Source organism: Ruegeria sp. CDSC081, assembly GCF_059610485.1.
In genome coordinates, this window is record NZ_JBXWNS010000004.1 from 21,436 (window position 1) to 37,624 (window position 16,189).

Consider the following 16,189-nt stretch of genomic DNA (forward strand, 5'->3'; position numbering starts at 1 on the left):
TTTTCTCCTTAAGCTCGATCCGGCACAGAGCCGGGCATCAGGTCGTAGGGGTGTTTCCAGCCAGGCTGCTGGGACAAGCGTGTCAGCCAGGCGTCGATATTTGGCCATTCGGTGCGGTCAAAGCCGAAGGGTTCAGGATAGTAGAGATAGCCACAGCAGCTGAGATCAGCATTGGTTACGCCGTCCCCAACGATCCAGTCGCGACCGTTCAGATGTGCATCCAGGACTTGATACGCAGCCTTCAGGCGACCCTGGTTGAATGCGATCACATCTGGGTTGCGATGTTCTTCCGGCAGAAAGTTGATCAAAAAACGGGTCAGGCCTGCCATCGAGCTGAGTTTGTGATTGTCCCACAGCACCCAGCGCAGTACCTCGTATTTCTCTTCCTGCGTCTTTCCTCCGAACATGCCTGTTTTTTCAGTTATATAAGTCTGAATGGCCCCGGACTGACTGGTGCGAAAGTCGCCATCAATCATGACGGGCGCTTCACCCATTTCGTTGATAGTGGCACGAAATTCGGGAGTGCGTGTCACTCCTTTGAAGAAGTCGACTTCGACGGCTTCCCATTCTAACCCTGATAACTCCAGAGCCAGCGCCGCCTTGTACGAGTTTCCGCTGACGCCGAAACAATGCAGTTTGATGGTCATCATTTGCCTCCCTTGGCACATGAGTCAGTGCGATGTGCTGTATCATGTAGCCCGCCCTTTTTCGGGCGGGTCTGGTTTCTTATCGTTTGCGCTCTTCAAGTTCGGAATTGAAGATACGCAAACGGTGCGTCAGGCTCTCTTCGTCGATGACGCTGTTGAAGTTCTCGAACAGGAATGACAGTGCCTCACCTTCGTCCAGACCAGCCTCGCGCGCGAACCCTCTGAGTCTGCGATAGCCGTCTTCGGTCATGGCGACCGGGAAACGGCGAGTCAGGCGAAATCGTTTTGGCATATCGAGCCTTTCGAATGGCCGGCCCCAAGATGGTTTGGGGCCGGTCAGAGATCAGAAGCTTGCCGCGTCCAGGCCCATGACAGTATCCGCACCGCTCTGGATGCGTGTCAGATGAAGACTGGTGGCTGGCAAGCGACGCGCCATGTAGAACTGGCCGGTGGTAATCTTTGTCTCGTAGAACTCGGTGTCCGAAGTCCCGGCTTCAAGTGCGGCATAAGAGGCTTTTGCCATCTGTGCCCACATCAGGCCCAGGCAGACATGACCGAACATGTGCATGAAGTCATTCGACCCAGCCAGCGCATGGTTGGGGTTCTTGGTGCCGCTTTGCATAAAGTACATGGCAGCGGCCTGCAGATCCTTGGAGGCCGCTTTCAGCGGTTCGATAAACGCCGTATCATAGGCTTCGTTCTGACCTGCGTTTTCCTTGCAGAAGTTTTTGACCATTTCGAAAAACGCCATGACGTGTTTGCCGCCATCTTGGGCAAGTTTACGGCCCACAAGGTCAAGCGCCTGAACGCCGTTTGCGCCTTCGTAGATCATCGCGATCCGGGCGTCGCGGGTATATTGCGACATGCCCCATTCTTCGATGTAGCCGTGGCCGCCATAGACTTGCTGGGCCTTGACCGTCATGTCATAGCCTTCGTCGGTCAGGAACCCTTTGAGGACCGGCGTCAGCAGTGAGATCAGGCCATCGGCGTCATCGTCACCAGAGCGGTGGGCCTTGTCGATCATGGTCGCTCCCCACAGAACAAAGGCACGGGCACCCTCGGTAAAGCTTTTCTGATCCATCAGGCTGCGGCGGATGTCGGGATGCACGATCAGCGGATCGGCTGGACCGTCCGGGTTTTTCGCACCGGTCACATCGCGGCCTTGCAGGCGGTCTTTGGCGTATTCCACCGCGTTCTGATAGGCCGCGTCGGCCTGGGACAGACCCTGCATGGCTACACCCATACGGGCTTCGTTCATCATGGTGAACATCGCGCGCATGCCTTTATGCTCTTCGCCCAAAAGATAGCCGGTTGCCTCGTCATAGTTCATGACGCAGGTCGAGTTGCCGTGGATGCCCATCTTTTCTTCGATGTTGCCGACCGATACGCCGTTGCGTTCACCCAGGCTGCCATCTTCGTTCACCATGAATTTAGGAACGATGAACAGGGATACACCCTTGATGCCTTCGGGGCCGCCCACGATCTTGGCCAGCACCAGGTGAATGATGTTGTCGGCCATGTCGTGTTCACCAGCCGAGATAAAAATCTTCTGACCGGAAATCTTGTAGGAGCCATCCGCCTGCGGTTCAGCCTTGGTGCGCATCAGACCCAGGTCGGTGCCGCAATGCGGTTCGGTCAGGTTCATGGTGCCGGTCCAATCGCAGCTAACCATGTTCGGCAGATAGGTTTCTTTCTGCTCTTGGGTGCCGTGCGCCAGAATGGCCGAGGCTGCGCCGTGGGTCAGACCTTGATACATGGTGAACGCCTGGTTCGAGGCGGAAAACATCTCGGCCACGGCAGAGCCGATGACATAAGGCATGTTCTGGCCGCCGAATTCTTCGGGCATGTCCAGGCCGGTCCAGCCGCCTTCCTTCATCTGACCGAATGCGTCTTTAAAGCCAGTAGGGGTATATACCACACCGTTTTCCAAACGACATCCTTCGGTATCACCGATTGTATTCAGCGGGTGCAGAACATTTGTCGCCACCTTACCGGCTTCTTCTAGAACAGCGCCGGTAAAATCAGGTTCAAGCTCGCTATAACCCGGGATGTCCGATCCCGATACATTGAGCACTTCGTGCAATACGAACTGCATGTCTTTGGTTGGTGCATTGTATACGGGCATTGGGAACTTCCTTAGTTTCGCTTGTCCGGTGGGTGGGTGCCGCCGGGGTTATTCTGCGGCCTTTTTGTCGCTCTTGATCGAGGCGATCACTTTCTCGCCCCATCTCAACTGTTCTTTTAGATCGTCAATGGCCTGGGTCAGCTCTTCACGCCGGGATTCCATATCGGCAAGCCGCTCGCACGCGATCTCATAGGTGCGGGTCATCTGTGTAACCTGCTGATCACCTACGTGATACAAATCAAGAAGCTGGCGAATTTCTTCCAGGCTGAAGCCAAAGCGTTTGCCTCGCAGGATCAGCTTGAGACGCGCCCGGTCGCTTTTGGTGAACAGTCGTTTCTGCCCTTCGCGGATCGGAAACAAAAGTTCCTTTGCCTCGTAAAAACGTAATGTGCGCGGCGTGACATCATAGGTCTCGCACATTTCACGAATGGTCATCAGATCTTCGGTCATGGTTTCTGCACTCTTGTAACTGGCCTTCGTTAAGCTGATTTGCGCAGTCGATGCGCGTCTTACAGCACGTAGATGCCGTTCACGTAACGCGAACGCTGCGTCACAAATAAGTTGACGTAACTTCCGTTCGCGTCAAGGTTTCTACTGCAGGGAATTTCAGGACGTCACGTCAGATCACCTTCCAGATGAAATTTTCCAAACACGGGAAAGCATGCTGAAAGGGTAAAAGAGCCCAGGAAGGGTCTGTTTTTGGCTTTGGCAAATCCGATAGTAAACGCGATCAACTGGGCAGCAATGCCTAGTCTAACAATTTCGCGGTCTGGTCACGCATTTGTTCCAAGGCATCTATGGCTTCATCCAACTGTTTTTTCTGATTGTTCAGTTCGACAAGCTGATGTTCGGCCATTTCGATGAAGGCCTTCATCTGTGCCTGATTCCCCTGATCTTCGTAGATCAGCAGCCACTGGCGGATATCTTCCAGTGGAAATCCGTATTTCCGTCCCCGCATGATCAGCGTCATCCGAGCGCATTCCCTAGGCCCGTAAAAGCGAGTTCGGCCTTCGCGGTCAGGCTGCAGAAGTTCGATATATTCATAGTAGCGCAGGGTACGTGGAGTCACGTCAAACTCGGCGCACATCTCTTTGAATGACAAACGGTTGTCGGGCATTCCTGGTCTCCTTCGAAACAGCGTAGGACGTGGCGACTTCAAGCGCAACAGGCGGGCTTGCTCTTTTGCTAGCCTGACGCTCATAAAGGGAGAAACAGAGAGGACACAAGTAGATGGTCGACAAAGCTGCTATAGCACGACAGTTTATTGAGGCCATTCCGCATGCCAAAGCTTTGGGTTTGACACTCACCAAAATGGGTAATGGCGAGGCCGAGATTTCGATGCCCTACAAGGCCGAACTGATCGGTGATCCACGCACGGGTGTGATCCATGGCGGGGCGGTTTTTGCCCTGCTTGACACCTGCTGCGGTTCCGCGGTCATGTGCCATCCTTCTTCGCCCGGCGCCACCGCGACAATAGATCTGCGGATAGACTACATGCGCCCGGCGACGCCAGGGCAGAGCATTACGACACATGCTGTCTGTTATCATATCACCAGAAACGTGGCCTTTGTCCGCGCAACTGCGATGGATGAGGACAAGGACCTGCCCGTGGCAACCGCCACCGGTTCATTCACAGTGGAGAGCCGATGATGTCACGACCTCGGCCCGAAGCCATGCAGCTTATCGAACAGCGTCGCGATGCAGCACTGAAGGCAATCGTGGATGGTGTTCCATATATTCAGTTTCTCGGAATCGAATTTGACCGGCGGGGAAATGAGTTGACCGGGGTACTGAACTTTGACCAAAAGCTGATCGGAAACCCGATGCTTCCGGCGCTTCATGGTGGTGTGACGGCTGCCTTTCTGGAAGTAACCGCGGTTATCACCCTGAGTTGGGAGTATTTCTTTCCCCGGATCGAAAACGGCGAATTGGATGCCAGCACGGTCTTTCAAGATGAAACCATCATGTTTCCAAAAACAGTCGATTTTACCGTTGATTACCTGCGATCGGGCTTGCCACGGGATGCCTATGCGCGTGCCTTTGTTCGCCGATTAGGGCGCCGGTATGCGTCGGTTCGTGTCGAAGCGTGGCAGGACAATCATCAGCGTCCTTTCGCACAGGCCAGCGGGCATTTTCTGATGCCGCAGTCCAAATCGAAAGCTGAGTAGATTTCCATGCAAGACGCCTCGGCACCAATCACGCACAGGCGCGTGCTTAAAATTGCAGCGCCCATCGTGCTGTCTAATGCCACGGTTCCGATCCTTGGGGCCGTGGATACTGGCGTAGTCGGGCAGATGGGTCTGGCTGCGCCGATTGGGGCTGTTGGGATGGGGGCTGTGATTCTGGCCTCGATCTACTGGATATTCGGCTTTCTGAGGATGGGGACCACCGGCCTGGCGGCTCAGGCGCGCGGGGCGGGTGACACTGCCGAAACCGGTGCGCTGCTGATGCGGGGCATATTGCTGGGCAGTGCGGCAGGTATGGTTTTCATATTGGCCCAGGTCCTTTTGTTCAAAGGGGCTTTTGCCCTTTCCCCCGCCAGCCCCGAGGTTGAGGCGCTGACCCGCGACTATCTGCGGATACGCATCTGGGGTGCGCCGGCAACGATTGCGCTGTTCGCCATCACTGGCTGGTTGATTGCGATTGAACGTACGCGTGGGGTCTTTGTCCTGCAGGTCTGGATGAACGGGCTGAATATTCTGCTGGATCTGTGGTTTGTGCTTGGTCTGGGTTGGGGCGTCGAGGGGGTGGCCATCGCGACGCTCATCGCCGAGTGGAGCGGGCTGGCACTGGGTCTCTGGCTGTGCCGCAGTGCTTTTACCGGGAATCAATGGCGTGACTGGCCGCGAATTTTTGATCCCACGCGTCTGCGTCGGATGATGCAGGTGAATGGTGACATCATGGTCCGTTCGGTATTGCTGACCGGCGCCTTTACCACATTCCTCTTCGTCGGGTCGGATCTGGGGGATGTTAATCTGGCAGCCAATCAGGTCTTGCTGCAGTTTCTCGAAATTACCGCCTTTGCACTGGATGGGTTCGCCTTTTCCGCCGAAGCACTGGTCGGCGGCGCCATTGGCGCGCGGGATCGGCATCAGGTGCGCCGAGCCGCGGCCATGGCTTCGCAATGGGGGGTAGGGGGTGCATTTGTACTTGGTGCGGTTTTCTATCTGGCCGGGCCAGCGTTGATCGACCTGATGTCAACTGCACCTGAGGTGCGACTAGCCGCACGCGAGTATCTGGTCTGGGCGGCCCTGGCGCCGGTGATCGGTGTGGCAAGCTGGATGTTTGACGGCATCTACATAGGCGCGACCTGGACGCGCGCAATGCGCAATGCGATGATCCATTCGGTTGCGATTTATGTTTTGGCCCTGTTCATATTGGTGCCTGCGCTCGGCAATCACGGCCTTTGGGCCGCGCTGATGATCTTGAACATCGCGCGTGCCTGCACGCTGGGATGGCGGTACCCCAAGCTTGAGGCTTTGGTCGCCTAAAGAAGGTCCAGAAGGGATTCCGTAGGGCGACCAATGGCTGCGTTGTCTCCTTTGATTGCAAGCGGACGCTCGATCAAAATCGGATGGGCCGCCATTGCTGTGATCAGGTCATCCTGAGCGGTATTCTTGGTTAGGCCCAGTTCCTTGAACAGCTTTTCGCTAGTCCGCATCAGGTCTATGGCGGGGATATCAAGGCGTGTAAGTACGGCCCGGATTTCGTCTGCCGAGGGCGTATCCTCAAGGTATTTGCGAATTTCGACCTGCGCTCCGTTTTCCTCAAGCAAAGCGAGCCCTGCGCGAGACTTAGAGCATCTGGGATTGTGCCAGTATTCGATCATATCCAGTCCTGTCTTTTGCTTCCAACGGCCTGCGCAACTGTTTCAAACCCGTCGCGCGCCAGCAAGTCATCCAAACCTCGCGCGATTTCCGCCGCAAGTGAGATACCACCGAAAACCATCGCGGTGTAGAATTGCACGGTCGAAGCACCGGCGCATATCTTGGCATAGGCCTGTTCTGCTGTGCTGATGCCACCAACACCGATCAACGGAATCTGACCGTCGGTCAAATGGCTAAACCGGGCAAGAACGCGGGTGGATTTTTCGAACAAAGGTGCGCCGGACAGGCCGCCTGCTTCGTCTCTGTGTGCGCTGCGCAACCCATCGCGCGACAAAGTGGTGTTCGAGGCGATGACCGCATCAACGCCCGATGCATGGGCCACTTCGGCGATATCCCGCAGCTCATCCTCGGTCAGATCGGGGGCGATCTTGAGGAATACTGGTAGAGGGCGCATTAGGGTGTTTCGGGTTTCGATCACGCCGCTCAACAGAGCGCTCAACGCCGCTTTGCCTTGCAAATCCCGCAGCTTTTCAGTGTTCGGAGATGACACGTTGACCGTAGCGAAATCCAGATGCGCCCCACAATGGGCCAGTACCTTGGCAAAGTCACCGGGTCGATCATCGCTGTCTTTGTTCGCACCAAGGTTCAGTCCGATCACCGCATCCCTGGGGCGCGCCGCCAGACGACGGGCCATGGCCTCCATCCCTTCGTTGTTAAAGCCAAAGCGGTTGATGGCAGCCTGGTCTTCGGTCAGGCGGAACAGGCGCGGCCTGGGATTGCCGGGCTGCGGGCGTGGGGTAACGGCACCGACTTCGATGAACCCAAACCCGGCGCGAGACAGGGGGCCAAGAACCTCTCCGTTCTTGTCGAACCCAGCTGCCAGACCAACCGGATTGGGCAGATCCAGCCCTGCGAATTTGGTCCGCAAACGCTGTGACGTGACCGGCCCTGGTGCAGGCGCAAGCCCTGCCTTCAGGGCTTTGATCGACAGGGCATGTGCGGTTTCCGGATCCAAGCGGTGCAGGGCAGCCAGCCCCAGCTTTTCAGTCAGTTTCATCCAAACATTTCTCCGCCTTCGGTCGGCGCGCATCGGATCAGGCGAGAGGTCTTCACCGCAGCCTGACGATGCACGACCGCCTGTTTGTAATCAGGGTCGGATATCATTTCCAGAAAGGCATGGGCCGATGGGTAACGCGCGATAAATACCGCGTCCCATGCCTCATCGCGCGGGCCGATCAACGTGGTCTGAAATGCGCCACGCCAGAGGATTGACGCCCCGAGGCGGGCGATGATCGGTGCGGTTTCGGCCCCATAGTTCCGATAGGCTTGCGCTCCGCTCAGCCCGCTATTGGCCAGGTTGTGGCCCGATGGATATTCGGCACGGTCACGAAACCGTAACAGGTTCAGCATCTCGATCGGGTGGTCACGATCCAGCACCTTGAAGGCTTCGAACTGGGCGCGATCCGGGTCGATATATTCCGTCATTTCATGTCGTCCGGGAAGCGATGCGCGTTGCCGTCAAAGGGCAGGGGGCAGGACCAAGCTATGTCGGTCATGCGGATCTGACGGTAGAGATGCGGAAACAGAGCGCCCCCGCGCGAAACCTCCCACTTCAGTTCCTCGCCCATCGCGTCAGCATCGCAGACCAACAGCGTCAAACCTTCGGCGCCGGCAAAATGCTTGGCAGCGGTTTCCGCAGCTTGTTCAGCTGTCGAAAAGTGGACAAAACCGTCCGAAACATCAATCGGAGCACCATCCGTGGCGCCATCGGTCTGCAGCGCCGTCCATTCGTTGGCGCGGAAAATCTTGTAAATCAGCATAGAACGGTCATGCCCCGCGCTGCGGCTAGATTCAAGCCGGATTTCCCCCTTTGACTCTTTGCTGAAGGCGGCGCAACATCTTGGCAATTAACAAAGGGAGTTAAAATATGTTCACCCGTTTCCTAGCCTCGGCTGCTGTGCTGGGTTTGACTGCAGGAATGGCCGCCGCCGAATATAAACTGACCATTCTGCACACCAACGACTTTCATTCGCGTATCGAGCCGATCAACAAATATGACAGCGGCTGTAGTTCAGATGACAACGCCGAAGGTAAGTGTTTTGGCGGATCTGCCCGTCTCGTAACAGCAGTGGAAGAAGCCCGCGGGCGTGCCGAAAACTCGATCCTGGTAGATGGCGGCGATCAGTTTCAGGGCTCGTTGTTCTATACCTATTACAAGGGCAAGGTCGCGGCCGAGTTCATGAACAAACTGGGCTATAACGCTATGACCGTGGGCAACCACGAATTCGATGATGGCCCGGAAGTCCTGCGCGGGTTTATCGACACGGTTGATTTCCCGGTGCTGATGTCGAACGCGGATTTTTCCGGCGAAGAATTGCTGAACGGCAAGATCAAAAAGTCTACAGTGATTGAAGTCGGCGGAGAAAAAGTCGGCCTTGTTGGCCTGACGCCGGAAGACACGCATGAACTGGCCTCTCCTGGCCCGAACATCACATTCTCGGACCCGGTTCCCGCGGTTCAGGCCGAAGTGGACAAGCTAACCGCGGAAGGCGTGAACAAGATCATCGTTCTCAGCCATTCGGGATATGCTGTCGACCAGCGTGTTGCACAGGAAACGACCGGCGTTGACGTAATCGTAGGTGGGCATTCCAATACATATTTGTCCAACGTTTCTGACAAGGCTGTTGGCCCCTATCCGACAGTGGTCGATGGCGTGCAGATCATTCAGGCCTATGCCTATGGCAAATTCCTGGGCGAGCTGAATGTCACTTTTGATGACGACGGAAATGTTGTCGCGGCGGCTGGTGAGCCGCTGATCATGGACAACAACGTGGCCGAAGATCAGGCCTCGCTGGACCGTATCGCGGAACTGGCCGCTCCTTTGGACGAAATCCGCAATAAGGTCGTGGCCAGCACGTCTGAGGCGATTGAGGGTGACCGTTCGATCTGTCGTGTTCAGGAATGTCAGATGGGCAATTTGGTCGCTGATGCCATGCTTGCGCGGGTTGCTGATCAGGGCGTTCATATCGCGATTGCGAACTCTGGCGGCCTGCGCGCTTCGATTGACCCTGGCGATGTGACCATGGGTGAAGTTCTGACCGTGCTGCCGTTCCAGAATACGCTTTCAACCTTTGAGATCAGCGGACAAGGCATCGTTGACGCGCTTGAAAACGGCGTGAGCCAGGTAGAAGAGGTCAAGGGCCGCTTTCCGCAGGTTGCCGGTCTGACCTTTGTTTGGGACGCATCGGTGGCACCAAACGAAGGGCGCGTATCAGAGGTCATGGTATCCAACGGCGATGGGCTTACCCCGATTGATCCGGCGGCGACTTACCTTGTCGTTACCAATAACTACGTCAGAAATGGCGGTGACGGGTACAGTATGTTCGAAGGCGACGATAAAAATGCCTATGACTTTGGCCCGGATCTGGCGGATGTCACGGCGGAATACCTAGCCGAAAACGCGCCTTACCAGCCTTATCTGGACGGTCGCATCAAGCAAAAGTAAGGCGACCAGAGCGAAACGAAAAGGGCCGCACTTTGGGATGCGGCCCTATTTCATTCAGCTAACCTTCAGCCTTGATCAATGTCGTATTCCGGCCAAAGCCCTGTATCAAAACCCGCAAGCATGGGCTGGATATGTTCCGACACAGATCGCCATCCCCCAATGGATTTGGTTGAGATTTTGTTGCGAACCTGGTCGATACTGGCAGTCCGGACCTGTTTGGTATTCTCTTCCGGATGCATCATCGTCTCGGTCCATTCGAGGTCGCAGAAAGCGGCGACCTGCTTGCTATAGGTTTCGGGGTCCGCGACAAGCTTTTCATATGGAACGGTCAGGATCTTGTCGCCAAAAACAGCATCCCAATGCGCCATATAGCGACGATACAGGTTGGCAGAATGGGCGATGGTTTTAAGATTCGAGGCATAGTTCATGCCCCCCGCAGGGAACCGGCGGATCCATTTCGAAAGACCGACATCGCGCGGATCACGCAGCATGTTTATTATCTTGGCGTTTGGGAATGCCGACAACAGGAAGCCGACCCGCTGAAAATTGTGGGGCATCTTGTCAACAAAAGTGGTCGAGCCATCGGGGATCGGCGGCATCAACTCTCGGAACTCTTTGGCATATTTCGCTGCGGCAGTGGAATCGAAGGTCTTGCGATGTTGTGCGTAGTCGCGCGAAAGATCGGCCCCAACCGTCAGTTCGCCGCAGCCAGCAATGTCTGGCGCGGAGCTCAGCATCATTTCCATGAGCGTTGTGCCAGAGCGCGGCTGGCCCAGAACGAAGATCGGAACCGGCTGATCGGTTTGTTCGGACCAAGGAACTCTTCCCCCTACAGGGAACAGGCCAGTGATACGTTCGAACTTCTGTTCTTCCGCCTCTAAATCATAGGGTTTGACATTATGTTGGATGGCATTGGCACGTGCAAATTGCGGCAGTGCTGCGCCAAGGCTATCGGCTTTTTGGATCAGGTGGGCCTTGGCAAATTCCAGTTCCGACAGCTCGTGTACGCTTTCGGATATCGCTGCTTCTACCGCCTCCATCAGTTTCGGGGCGTCCTCTTTGCTGGACATTGTCGAAAGCTGAAGAAGGGTGGCAACATGGAAGGGTTCTTTGGCGTAGATGCCCTGCAGAATATTGGCGCATCCCTTTTTGTCGCCACTCTGGTGCAGATTTACGGCTTTTTGAAAGGCTATCTTTTCGTTGTCCGGTGCCAATTCATACGCCTTGGTTATATCGCGTGAGTTGTGCTCGATATAACCGATGCGGCCATAGGCGCGGGCACGAGTCGACAAAAGGCTGACATTTTCAGGGTCGCTTTGAAGTTTTTTGGTCACGTGATCAATGATCAGACGCCAGTTCTGTCCTTTCAGCGTAATCTCATCAATGACCCGGTTCAGTTCCTTGCTGGCTGGGAATTTTTCGGCCTTGAGTTCGGCATATTCCAAGGCTTTGGCCATCTGGCCGGTTTGCATAAGAGCATTGGCGAGGTTTTCGACGAATTGCGGATCGTCAGGTTTCATCCGCGCGGCTTCGACAAAATGCGGGATCGACCTTTTATACTGTTTCAACTCGGTCAGAACAAAACCGGAAATGGCATGAAAATCCGAGTCGGTCGGAAACTTTTTTACGCCAAGTTGAGCCTTTTTCAGCGCAGCCTGGAATTTGCCTTCTTCCAGCGCTGCGACAGCTTTGACTTTTAAGGTTTTCGCCGTTTGATTTTGCATGTGACCCCGTGAGAACCTGTGCCTGTAGAAAACGATTGTTGAAAGTTCATTACCTATGTGCGGACGGTTTGCAATAACCCTTCCAAATGATGCCATGGCCCAGTTGTTTTCTGCGCGCCCGGCCAATGCTCTGCCTGTTGTCCCGAATTTCAACGTTTGTCCGACATGTCAGGTGCATGTGGTCAGGGCAGGCGAAACCGGGCGTCAGTTGGATGCCTTGCGTTGGGGGTTTTTACCACACTGGTACAAGTCCAAAACCGCTGGGCCATTGTTGATCAATGCCCGCGCCGAAACGCTAGCTGAAAAACCGGCTTTCAGGGCGGCCTGCAGAGAACGCAGATGTCTGATCGTTGCCAGCGGGTTTTATGAATGGACCAAAACCGAGAGCGGAGACCGGCTGCCCTGGTATATTTTCAGAAAAGACGGGGCCCCGATTGCTTTTGGCGGGGTATGGCAAGATTGGGGCCCCGAGGGCGACCAGAAGGGAACATGCGCTATCGTTACGACACCAGCAAACCGCAATCTGGGCAGAATTCATCACCGCATGCCCCTGATTGTTGAACCCGAAAACTGGCCTTTATGGTTGGGTGAAGTGGGCAAAGGGGCTGCGCGGCTGCTGTCTCCGGGGCAGGAAGATATTCTTGGCTTTCATCGTGTCGATCCGAGCGTCAATTCCAATCGGGCCAGTGGACCGACGCTTGTCGATCCCATCGCAGGTTGACACCGTGCCTTTCCATCCGGTTCAACGCGGGTTAGATCGTTGACATGGTTCTGAAAATCACCAGCCTTCAGCAGTTATACGCGCATGAGTTCGACACAACCATAGACGTGCGCAGCCCGGCTGAATTTGCGGAGGATCATTTGCCCGGGTCTATCAACCTGCCAGTTCTGGATAACGACGAACGGGCGCGCGTCGGGACGATCTATGTCCAGGAAAGCCCGTTTCTGGCCCGCAAGCTGGGGGCGGCTCTGGTTTTCAGGAATGCGGCCAACCACATTGAACACAGCCTGTCCCATCACGAAGGGGGGTGGAAACCCCTTGTATATTGCTGGCGCGGTGGGCAGAGATCTGGTTCGTTTACCTGGATGCTACAACAGATTGGCTGGCGGGCCGAGGTTGTCGAGGGCGGCTATCGGGCTTATCGCCGCTTGGTGAGCCGGTATCTGTATGACGATCCGTTGCCGTTTCAATTCGTCCTTCTGGATGGGTATACGGGCACAGCAAAGACCGAGCTGCTTACACACCTTCAGGAACGTGGTGTCCAGGTTCTGGATCTCGAAGGGCTTGCCAATCACCGGGGGTCGTTGCTTGGGGCAATGCCGGGCGGACAACCCAGCCAAAAGGCATTCGAATCTGCGCTGGCCGCAGAACTTTGTGGTTTTGATCCCACCCGTCCCGTCGTAGTCGAAGCGGAATCGTCCAAAATCGGCTCTTTGATCCTGCCGCCGAGGCTTTGGTCCGCCATGTGTGCGGCCGTGCGCATTGAGATTGATGCCCCGATAGAAGCGCGCGCGGAATATCTGGTCTCGGCATATGACGATGTCCTCAGCGATGCCGAGCGGTTGAAAGATCTCCTGTCGCCGCTGAGGTCTCACCGTGGGCATGAGGTGGTGGATGGGTGGTTTGGGCTGATTGACGGGGATAACAAGTTGGCCCTTACACGGTCACTTATGGAACAGCATTACGACCCGGCTTATGCCAAGTCGGCGCGCGTACACAGCGCCGAAATTGTAGCCTCGATCCAGGTGCCCTCGCTGGCAAGTACCGGTCTGAAAGAGGTCGCTGTGCGGGTCGAACAGGTCCTGGATCAGCTCTGAAGTTTTAAACCCGGCGTATCGTCGATCATGCCGATGATTGCTGCTGGATATCCAGCAGCACGTAGGTCTGCACACAGGCCTGGCGCGTCATCGGCTTGGACAGCGGCCAATAGCCCTCCGGCGGTTTGAGGATCGAAAAGAAGATCAGCCGTGGGTTCGTTGGCGAGTTCAGGCGCGATGGCGCGGTTGTCCTCGAAGATCGTGGACCGAACACCGCTTGCACTGAGCTCCACAGCCCCGGCCATCACGGGAACCGCATCCAGAGCAATTACCGCACCGCAGCCCGAGGCACCGCAAATACCCTGCAGATGCCCTGCCAGACCAAACCCGGTCACATCGGTCATCGCATGGGCGCTGAACAGAATGCGCGCGGCTTCGCCTTGCGGCTGAACCATGTGGCGGAACGCCTCTGCGACCCAGATGCCATTGGCCAAACCGGCCATTTCAGCGGCCATGATCACGCCGCTGCCAATCGGCTTGGTCAGGATCAAAGCGTCGCCCTTGCGGGCCCCGGACAAGATGATCGGGTCGTTTTCGCACAGGCCGGTCAGAGTGAACCCGATGGTCATCTCATCCCCCATCGAACTGTGGCCTCCGACGATTTCGGCCCCGGTTGCGCGGATGACGTCACTGGCGGTGGCCATGATTTCTGACATGGTACGTTGTTGCAGCGCGGGTGACATCCGAGGCAGAATAATCGTCGCGGTGGCGGCCTGCGGTGCCGCACCCATCGCCCAGATATCACCTAATGCGTGAATGGCCGTGATCCGTGTCATCAAAACCGGATCATTGGTAAAGCTGCGCAAATGGTCCGAGGTCATCACCTGTCGCGCGCCGCCGGTGAGAAGCAAAGCTGCATCGTCACCTGAAAGCGGTATTACGTCTTGCCGATCGGGGGGCGGTAAATCAGACAGAACACTGCGCAAAGCGCGACGCCCAATCTTTGCGCCGCACCCACCGCACATGGGCTTTTCACCCAGGACTTCGGGCACGCCCAAAGCGTGGTCGCGGGGCAACTCTGCTGCTTTCATCTGCGGCAGATTCCGGAACTTATTCATGAAATTCTGGTCGATATGGTTCTTCCATTTCCACATCAACGGACCACTGAGCGAGGTTCCCAATCGCTCGGCCAATGCGGATTTCCCACCCAGCGATATCAGCTTGAGGTAATCTTTTTGCGGATGATAGGGGCGCATCTTTCCGACACCCAGTGAGGCCCGAAGATTGTCATAAAGAATCGGGGCTTCTCGGACGGCATAGACACCTGCTTTTGGTCTGGGGTTTCCTGACAGATGGGCACAATCGCCGGCTGCGAACACAAAAGGATTGCTGGACTGCAGCCTGCTATTCACCGTGATATAGCCATCGTGAAGATCCAGCCCGGACTGCGCCATCCAACCATAGGGTTTGGCCCCCGCCGCCCCCGTCACGAATTCAGCCGCAATCTGGCGCCCGTCCTCCAACCGGATGTGATCCGCATGAATTTCGACGATGGCGGCCTGTTCGATCACGTCGATGCCAAGGTCAGCCATCGCATTGCGAATGATCGAGGCCGCCTTTGCGCCAATCGCGGTCAGGGCCCGAGCATTGTCGATCAGGGTCAATCGGGCGCTGCGGTTTGCGGAACGCAGAGCGTGCGCCATCGCCATGATCAACTCGACCCCGGCAACACCACCACCGATCACGGCAACCGAGGCGGCGCCTGCGCCAGATTGGTACTCGGCCCACCTGGCGGCAAAAGACCCTAACGGTTTTGCGGGGACCGCATGGTCGGAAAATCCAGGCAGGGCCGGCATGTCGGATGTAATGCCAACATTAACCGAGGCTACATCATAGGCGACGGGCGGTCGGCCGGGTACATGTACCTCTTGCCGGTCAGGGTCTAACCCTTCGACGGCACCCAATATCACCCGTGCCCCGGCAAAGCGAGCCAAGCGCACCAGATCAATATCCAGGTCATCCCGGCGGTAGTGACCGGCAACGAAACCGGGCAGCATCCCTGAATAGGGGGCTGAAGGCGCGGGGTTGATGACCGTCAGGCGCGCGCCAGGCAGAGGGTTCATCCCCCATTTTCGCAACACCAGCGCGTGCGTATGACCGCCGCCGATAAGAACCAGATCGCGGGTCAGGGGCAGCGGAGGTCTATACATAGGTATCAGGTGTTTCTGTGATCAGGAACGTCTTCGACCTGTTCGACCGCATGTGTGGCCCAGATTTTGTCCTCACCCGCGTCCGGCAGATCCTGGGGCTTTTCATGGCGGTGAATATGCCATTTGGCAATAAACAGGGCCGTGATCGGAGCAGTCAGGAACAGAAACAGCGTGATCAGCAGCTCGTGCAGAGACAGGTGATGTTCGATCAATACGGAATGGATGATTGAGGCGATCAGAACGCCACCCACCCCAAGCGTTGTCGCTTTGGTGGGGGCGTGAAGCCTGGACATCGGGTCCTTTAGCTTGATCATCCCGTACGATCCGACAAAACCAAATATGCCTGAAACAACCAGGAAGAAGGCGACCAGAAACTCAAAAATTACCGACATG

18 protein-coding genes are annotated in these 16,189 nt (G+C 56.2%); 6 read left to right on the forward strand and 12 right to left on the reverse strand.

Going from position 1 to position 16,189, the window contains the following annotated elements; all coding sequences use genetic code 11:
* Positions 1–8 precede the first annotated feature (8 nt).
* The 5 genes from AC2FH9_RS07815 to AC2FH9_RS07835 form a co-directional block, all read right to left on the reverse strand.
* Complete coding sequence (locus AC2FH9_RS07815) at positions 9–647, reverse strand: glutathione S-transferase family protein (protein WP_281971801.1); 639 nt, start codon at positions 645–647, stop codon at positions 9–11.
* A 79-nt stretch (positions 648–726) separates the two neighbouring features.
* The gene (locus AC2FH9_RS07820; protein WP_496700623.1) at positions 727–939 is read right to left on the reverse strand and encodes a hypothetical protein; all 213 of its coding nucleotides are present in this window, start codon (positions 937–939) and stop codon (positions 727–729) included.
* A gap of 51 nt (positions 940–990) precedes the next feature.
* Complete coding sequence (locus AC2FH9_RS07825) at positions 991–2,772, reverse strand: acyl-CoA dehydrogenase C-terminal domain-containing protein (protein ID WP_142632815.1); 1,782 nt, start codon at positions 2,770–2,772, stop codon at positions 991–993.
* 48 nt (positions 2,773–2,820) lie between these two features.
* Positions 2,821–3,222: a MerR family transcriptional regulator gene (locus tag AC2FH9_RS07830; protein ID WP_142632817.1), complete on the reverse strand. Its 402-nt coding sequence runs from the start codon at positions 3,220–3,222 to the stop codon at positions 2,821–2,823.
* Between the two features lie 298 nt (positions 3,223–3,520).
* The gene (locus AC2FH9_RS07835) at positions 3,521–3,889 is read right to left on the reverse strand and encodes a MerR family transcriptional regulator (protein ID WP_142632819.1); all 369 of its coding nucleotides are present in this window, start codon (positions 3,887–3,889) and stop codon (positions 3,521–3,523) included.
* A gap of 113 nt (positions 3,890–4,002) precedes the next feature.
* Between AC2FH9_RS07835 and AC2FH9_RS07840 the strand changes: the two genes are divergently transcribed.
* Genes AC2FH9_RS07840 through AC2FH9_RS07850 form a run of 3 tightly spaced genes read left to right on the forward strand, consistent with a single transcriptional unit; the run spans position 4,003 to position 6,263 of the window.
* Positions 4,003–4,422 (forward strand): PaaI family thioesterase, encoded by a 420-nt coding sequence (locus tag AC2FH9_RS07840; protein WP_142632821.1) that lies wholly within the window; start codon positions 4,003–4,005, stop codon positions 4,420–4,422.
* Positions 4,422–4,940 (forward strand): PaaI family thioesterase, encoded by a 519-nt coding sequence (locus AC2FH9_RS07845; protein WP_271948008.1) that lies wholly within the window; start codon positions 4,422–4,424, stop codon positions 4,938–4,940. Before AC2FH9_RS07840 ends, AC2FH9_RS07845 begins: the two co-directional genes overlap by 1 nt.
* A 6-nt stretch (positions 4,941–4,946) precedes the next feature.
* Complete coding sequence (locus AC2FH9_RS07850; protein ID WP_142632825.1) at positions 4,947–6,263, forward strand: MATE family efflux transporter; 1,317 nt, start codon at positions 4,947–4,949, stop codon at positions 6,261–6,263.
* Here AC2FH9_RS07850 and arsC read toward each other — a convergent pair.
* The 4 genes from arsC to AC2FH9_RS07870 are packed head-to-tail and all read right to left on the reverse strand — an operon-like array spanning position 6,260 to position 8,419.
* A complete protein-coding gene (gene arsC, locus AC2FH9_RS07855; protein WP_142632827.1) occupies positions 6,260–6,601 on the reverse strand; it encodes an arsenate reductase (glutaredoxin) in 342 nt (113 codons plus the stop codon). The two genes, AC2FH9_RS07850 and arsC, sit on opposite strands and share 4 nt — an antisense overlap.
* The gene (locus AC2FH9_RS07860; protein ID WP_496871184.1) at positions 6,598–7,656 is read right to left on the reverse strand and encodes a quinone-dependent dihydroorotate dehydrogenase; all 1,059 of its coding nucleotides are present in this window, start codon (positions 7,654–7,656) and stop codon (positions 6,598–6,600) included. Before AC2FH9_RS07860 ends, arsC begins: the two co-directional genes overlap by 4 nt.
* Entirely contained in the window at positions 7,653–8,084 is a 432-nt protein-coding gene (locus tag AC2FH9_RS07865) for a DUF1330 domain-containing protein (protein WP_496749440.1), read from the reverse strand. The genes AC2FH9_RS07860 and AC2FH9_RS07865 overlap by 4 nt, the downstream gene beginning before the upstream one ends.
* The gene (locus tag AC2FH9_RS07870) at positions 8,081–8,419 is read right to left on the reverse strand and encodes a DUF952 domain-containing protein (protein ID WP_496749441.1); all 339 of its coding nucleotides are present in this window, start codon (positions 8,417–8,419) and stop codon (positions 8,081–8,083) included. The genes AC2FH9_RS07865 and AC2FH9_RS07870 overlap by 4 nt, the downstream gene beginning before the upstream one ends.
* Before the next feature lie 107 nt (positions 8,420–8,526).
* Between AC2FH9_RS07870 and AC2FH9_RS07875 the strand changes: the two genes are divergently transcribed.
* The gene (locus tag AC2FH9_RS07875; RefSeq protein ID WP_142632834.1) at positions 8,527–10,104 is read left to right on the forward strand and encodes a bifunctional metallophosphatase/5'-nucleotidase; all 1,578 of its coding nucleotides are present in this window, start codon (positions 8,527–8,529) and stop codon (positions 10,102–10,104) included.
* A gap of 65 nt (positions 10,105–10,169) precedes the next feature.
* Here AC2FH9_RS07875 and AC2FH9_RS07880 read toward each other — a convergent pair whose 3' ends face one another.
* The gene (locus tag AC2FH9_RS07880; RefSeq protein WP_496871185.1) at positions 10,170–11,828 is read right to left on the reverse strand and encodes a tetratricopeptide repeat-containing sulfotransferase family protein; all 1,659 of its coding nucleotides are present in this window, start codon (positions 11,826–11,828) and stop codon (positions 10,170–10,172) included.
* Positions 11,829–11,883: 55 nt separating this feature from the next.
* Between AC2FH9_RS07880 and AC2FH9_RS07885 the strand changes: the two genes are divergently transcribed.
* Positions 11,884–12,549: an SOS response-associated peptidase gene (locus AC2FH9_RS07885; RefSeq protein WP_496871186.1), complete on the forward strand. Its 666-nt coding sequence runs from the start codon at positions 11,884–11,886 to the stop codon at positions 12,547–12,549.
* 44 nt (positions 12,550–12,593) lie between these two features.
* A complete protein-coding gene (gene mnmH, locus AC2FH9_RS07890; RefSeq protein ID WP_496871187.1) occupies positions 12,594–13,646 on the forward strand; it encodes a tRNA 2-selenouridine(34) synthase MnmH in 1,053 nt (350 codons plus the stop codon).
* Here the strand turns inward: mnmH and selD are convergent.
* Positions 13,637–15,796: a selenide, water dikinase SelD gene (selD, locus tag AC2FH9_RS07895; protein ID WP_496871188.1), complete on the reverse strand. Its 2,160-nt coding sequence runs from the start codon at positions 15,794–15,796 to the stop codon at positions 13,637–13,639. The genes mnmH and selD overlap by 10 nt on opposite strands.
* Positions 15,797–15,801: 5 nt before the next feature.
* The gene (locus tag AC2FH9_RS07900; protein WP_142632844.1) at positions 15,802–16,188 is read right to left on the reverse strand and encodes a Na+/H+ antiporter subunit G; all 387 of its coding nucleotides are present in this window, start codon (positions 16,186–16,188) and stop codon (positions 15,802–15,804) included.
* Position 16,189 lies beyond the last annotated feature (1 nt).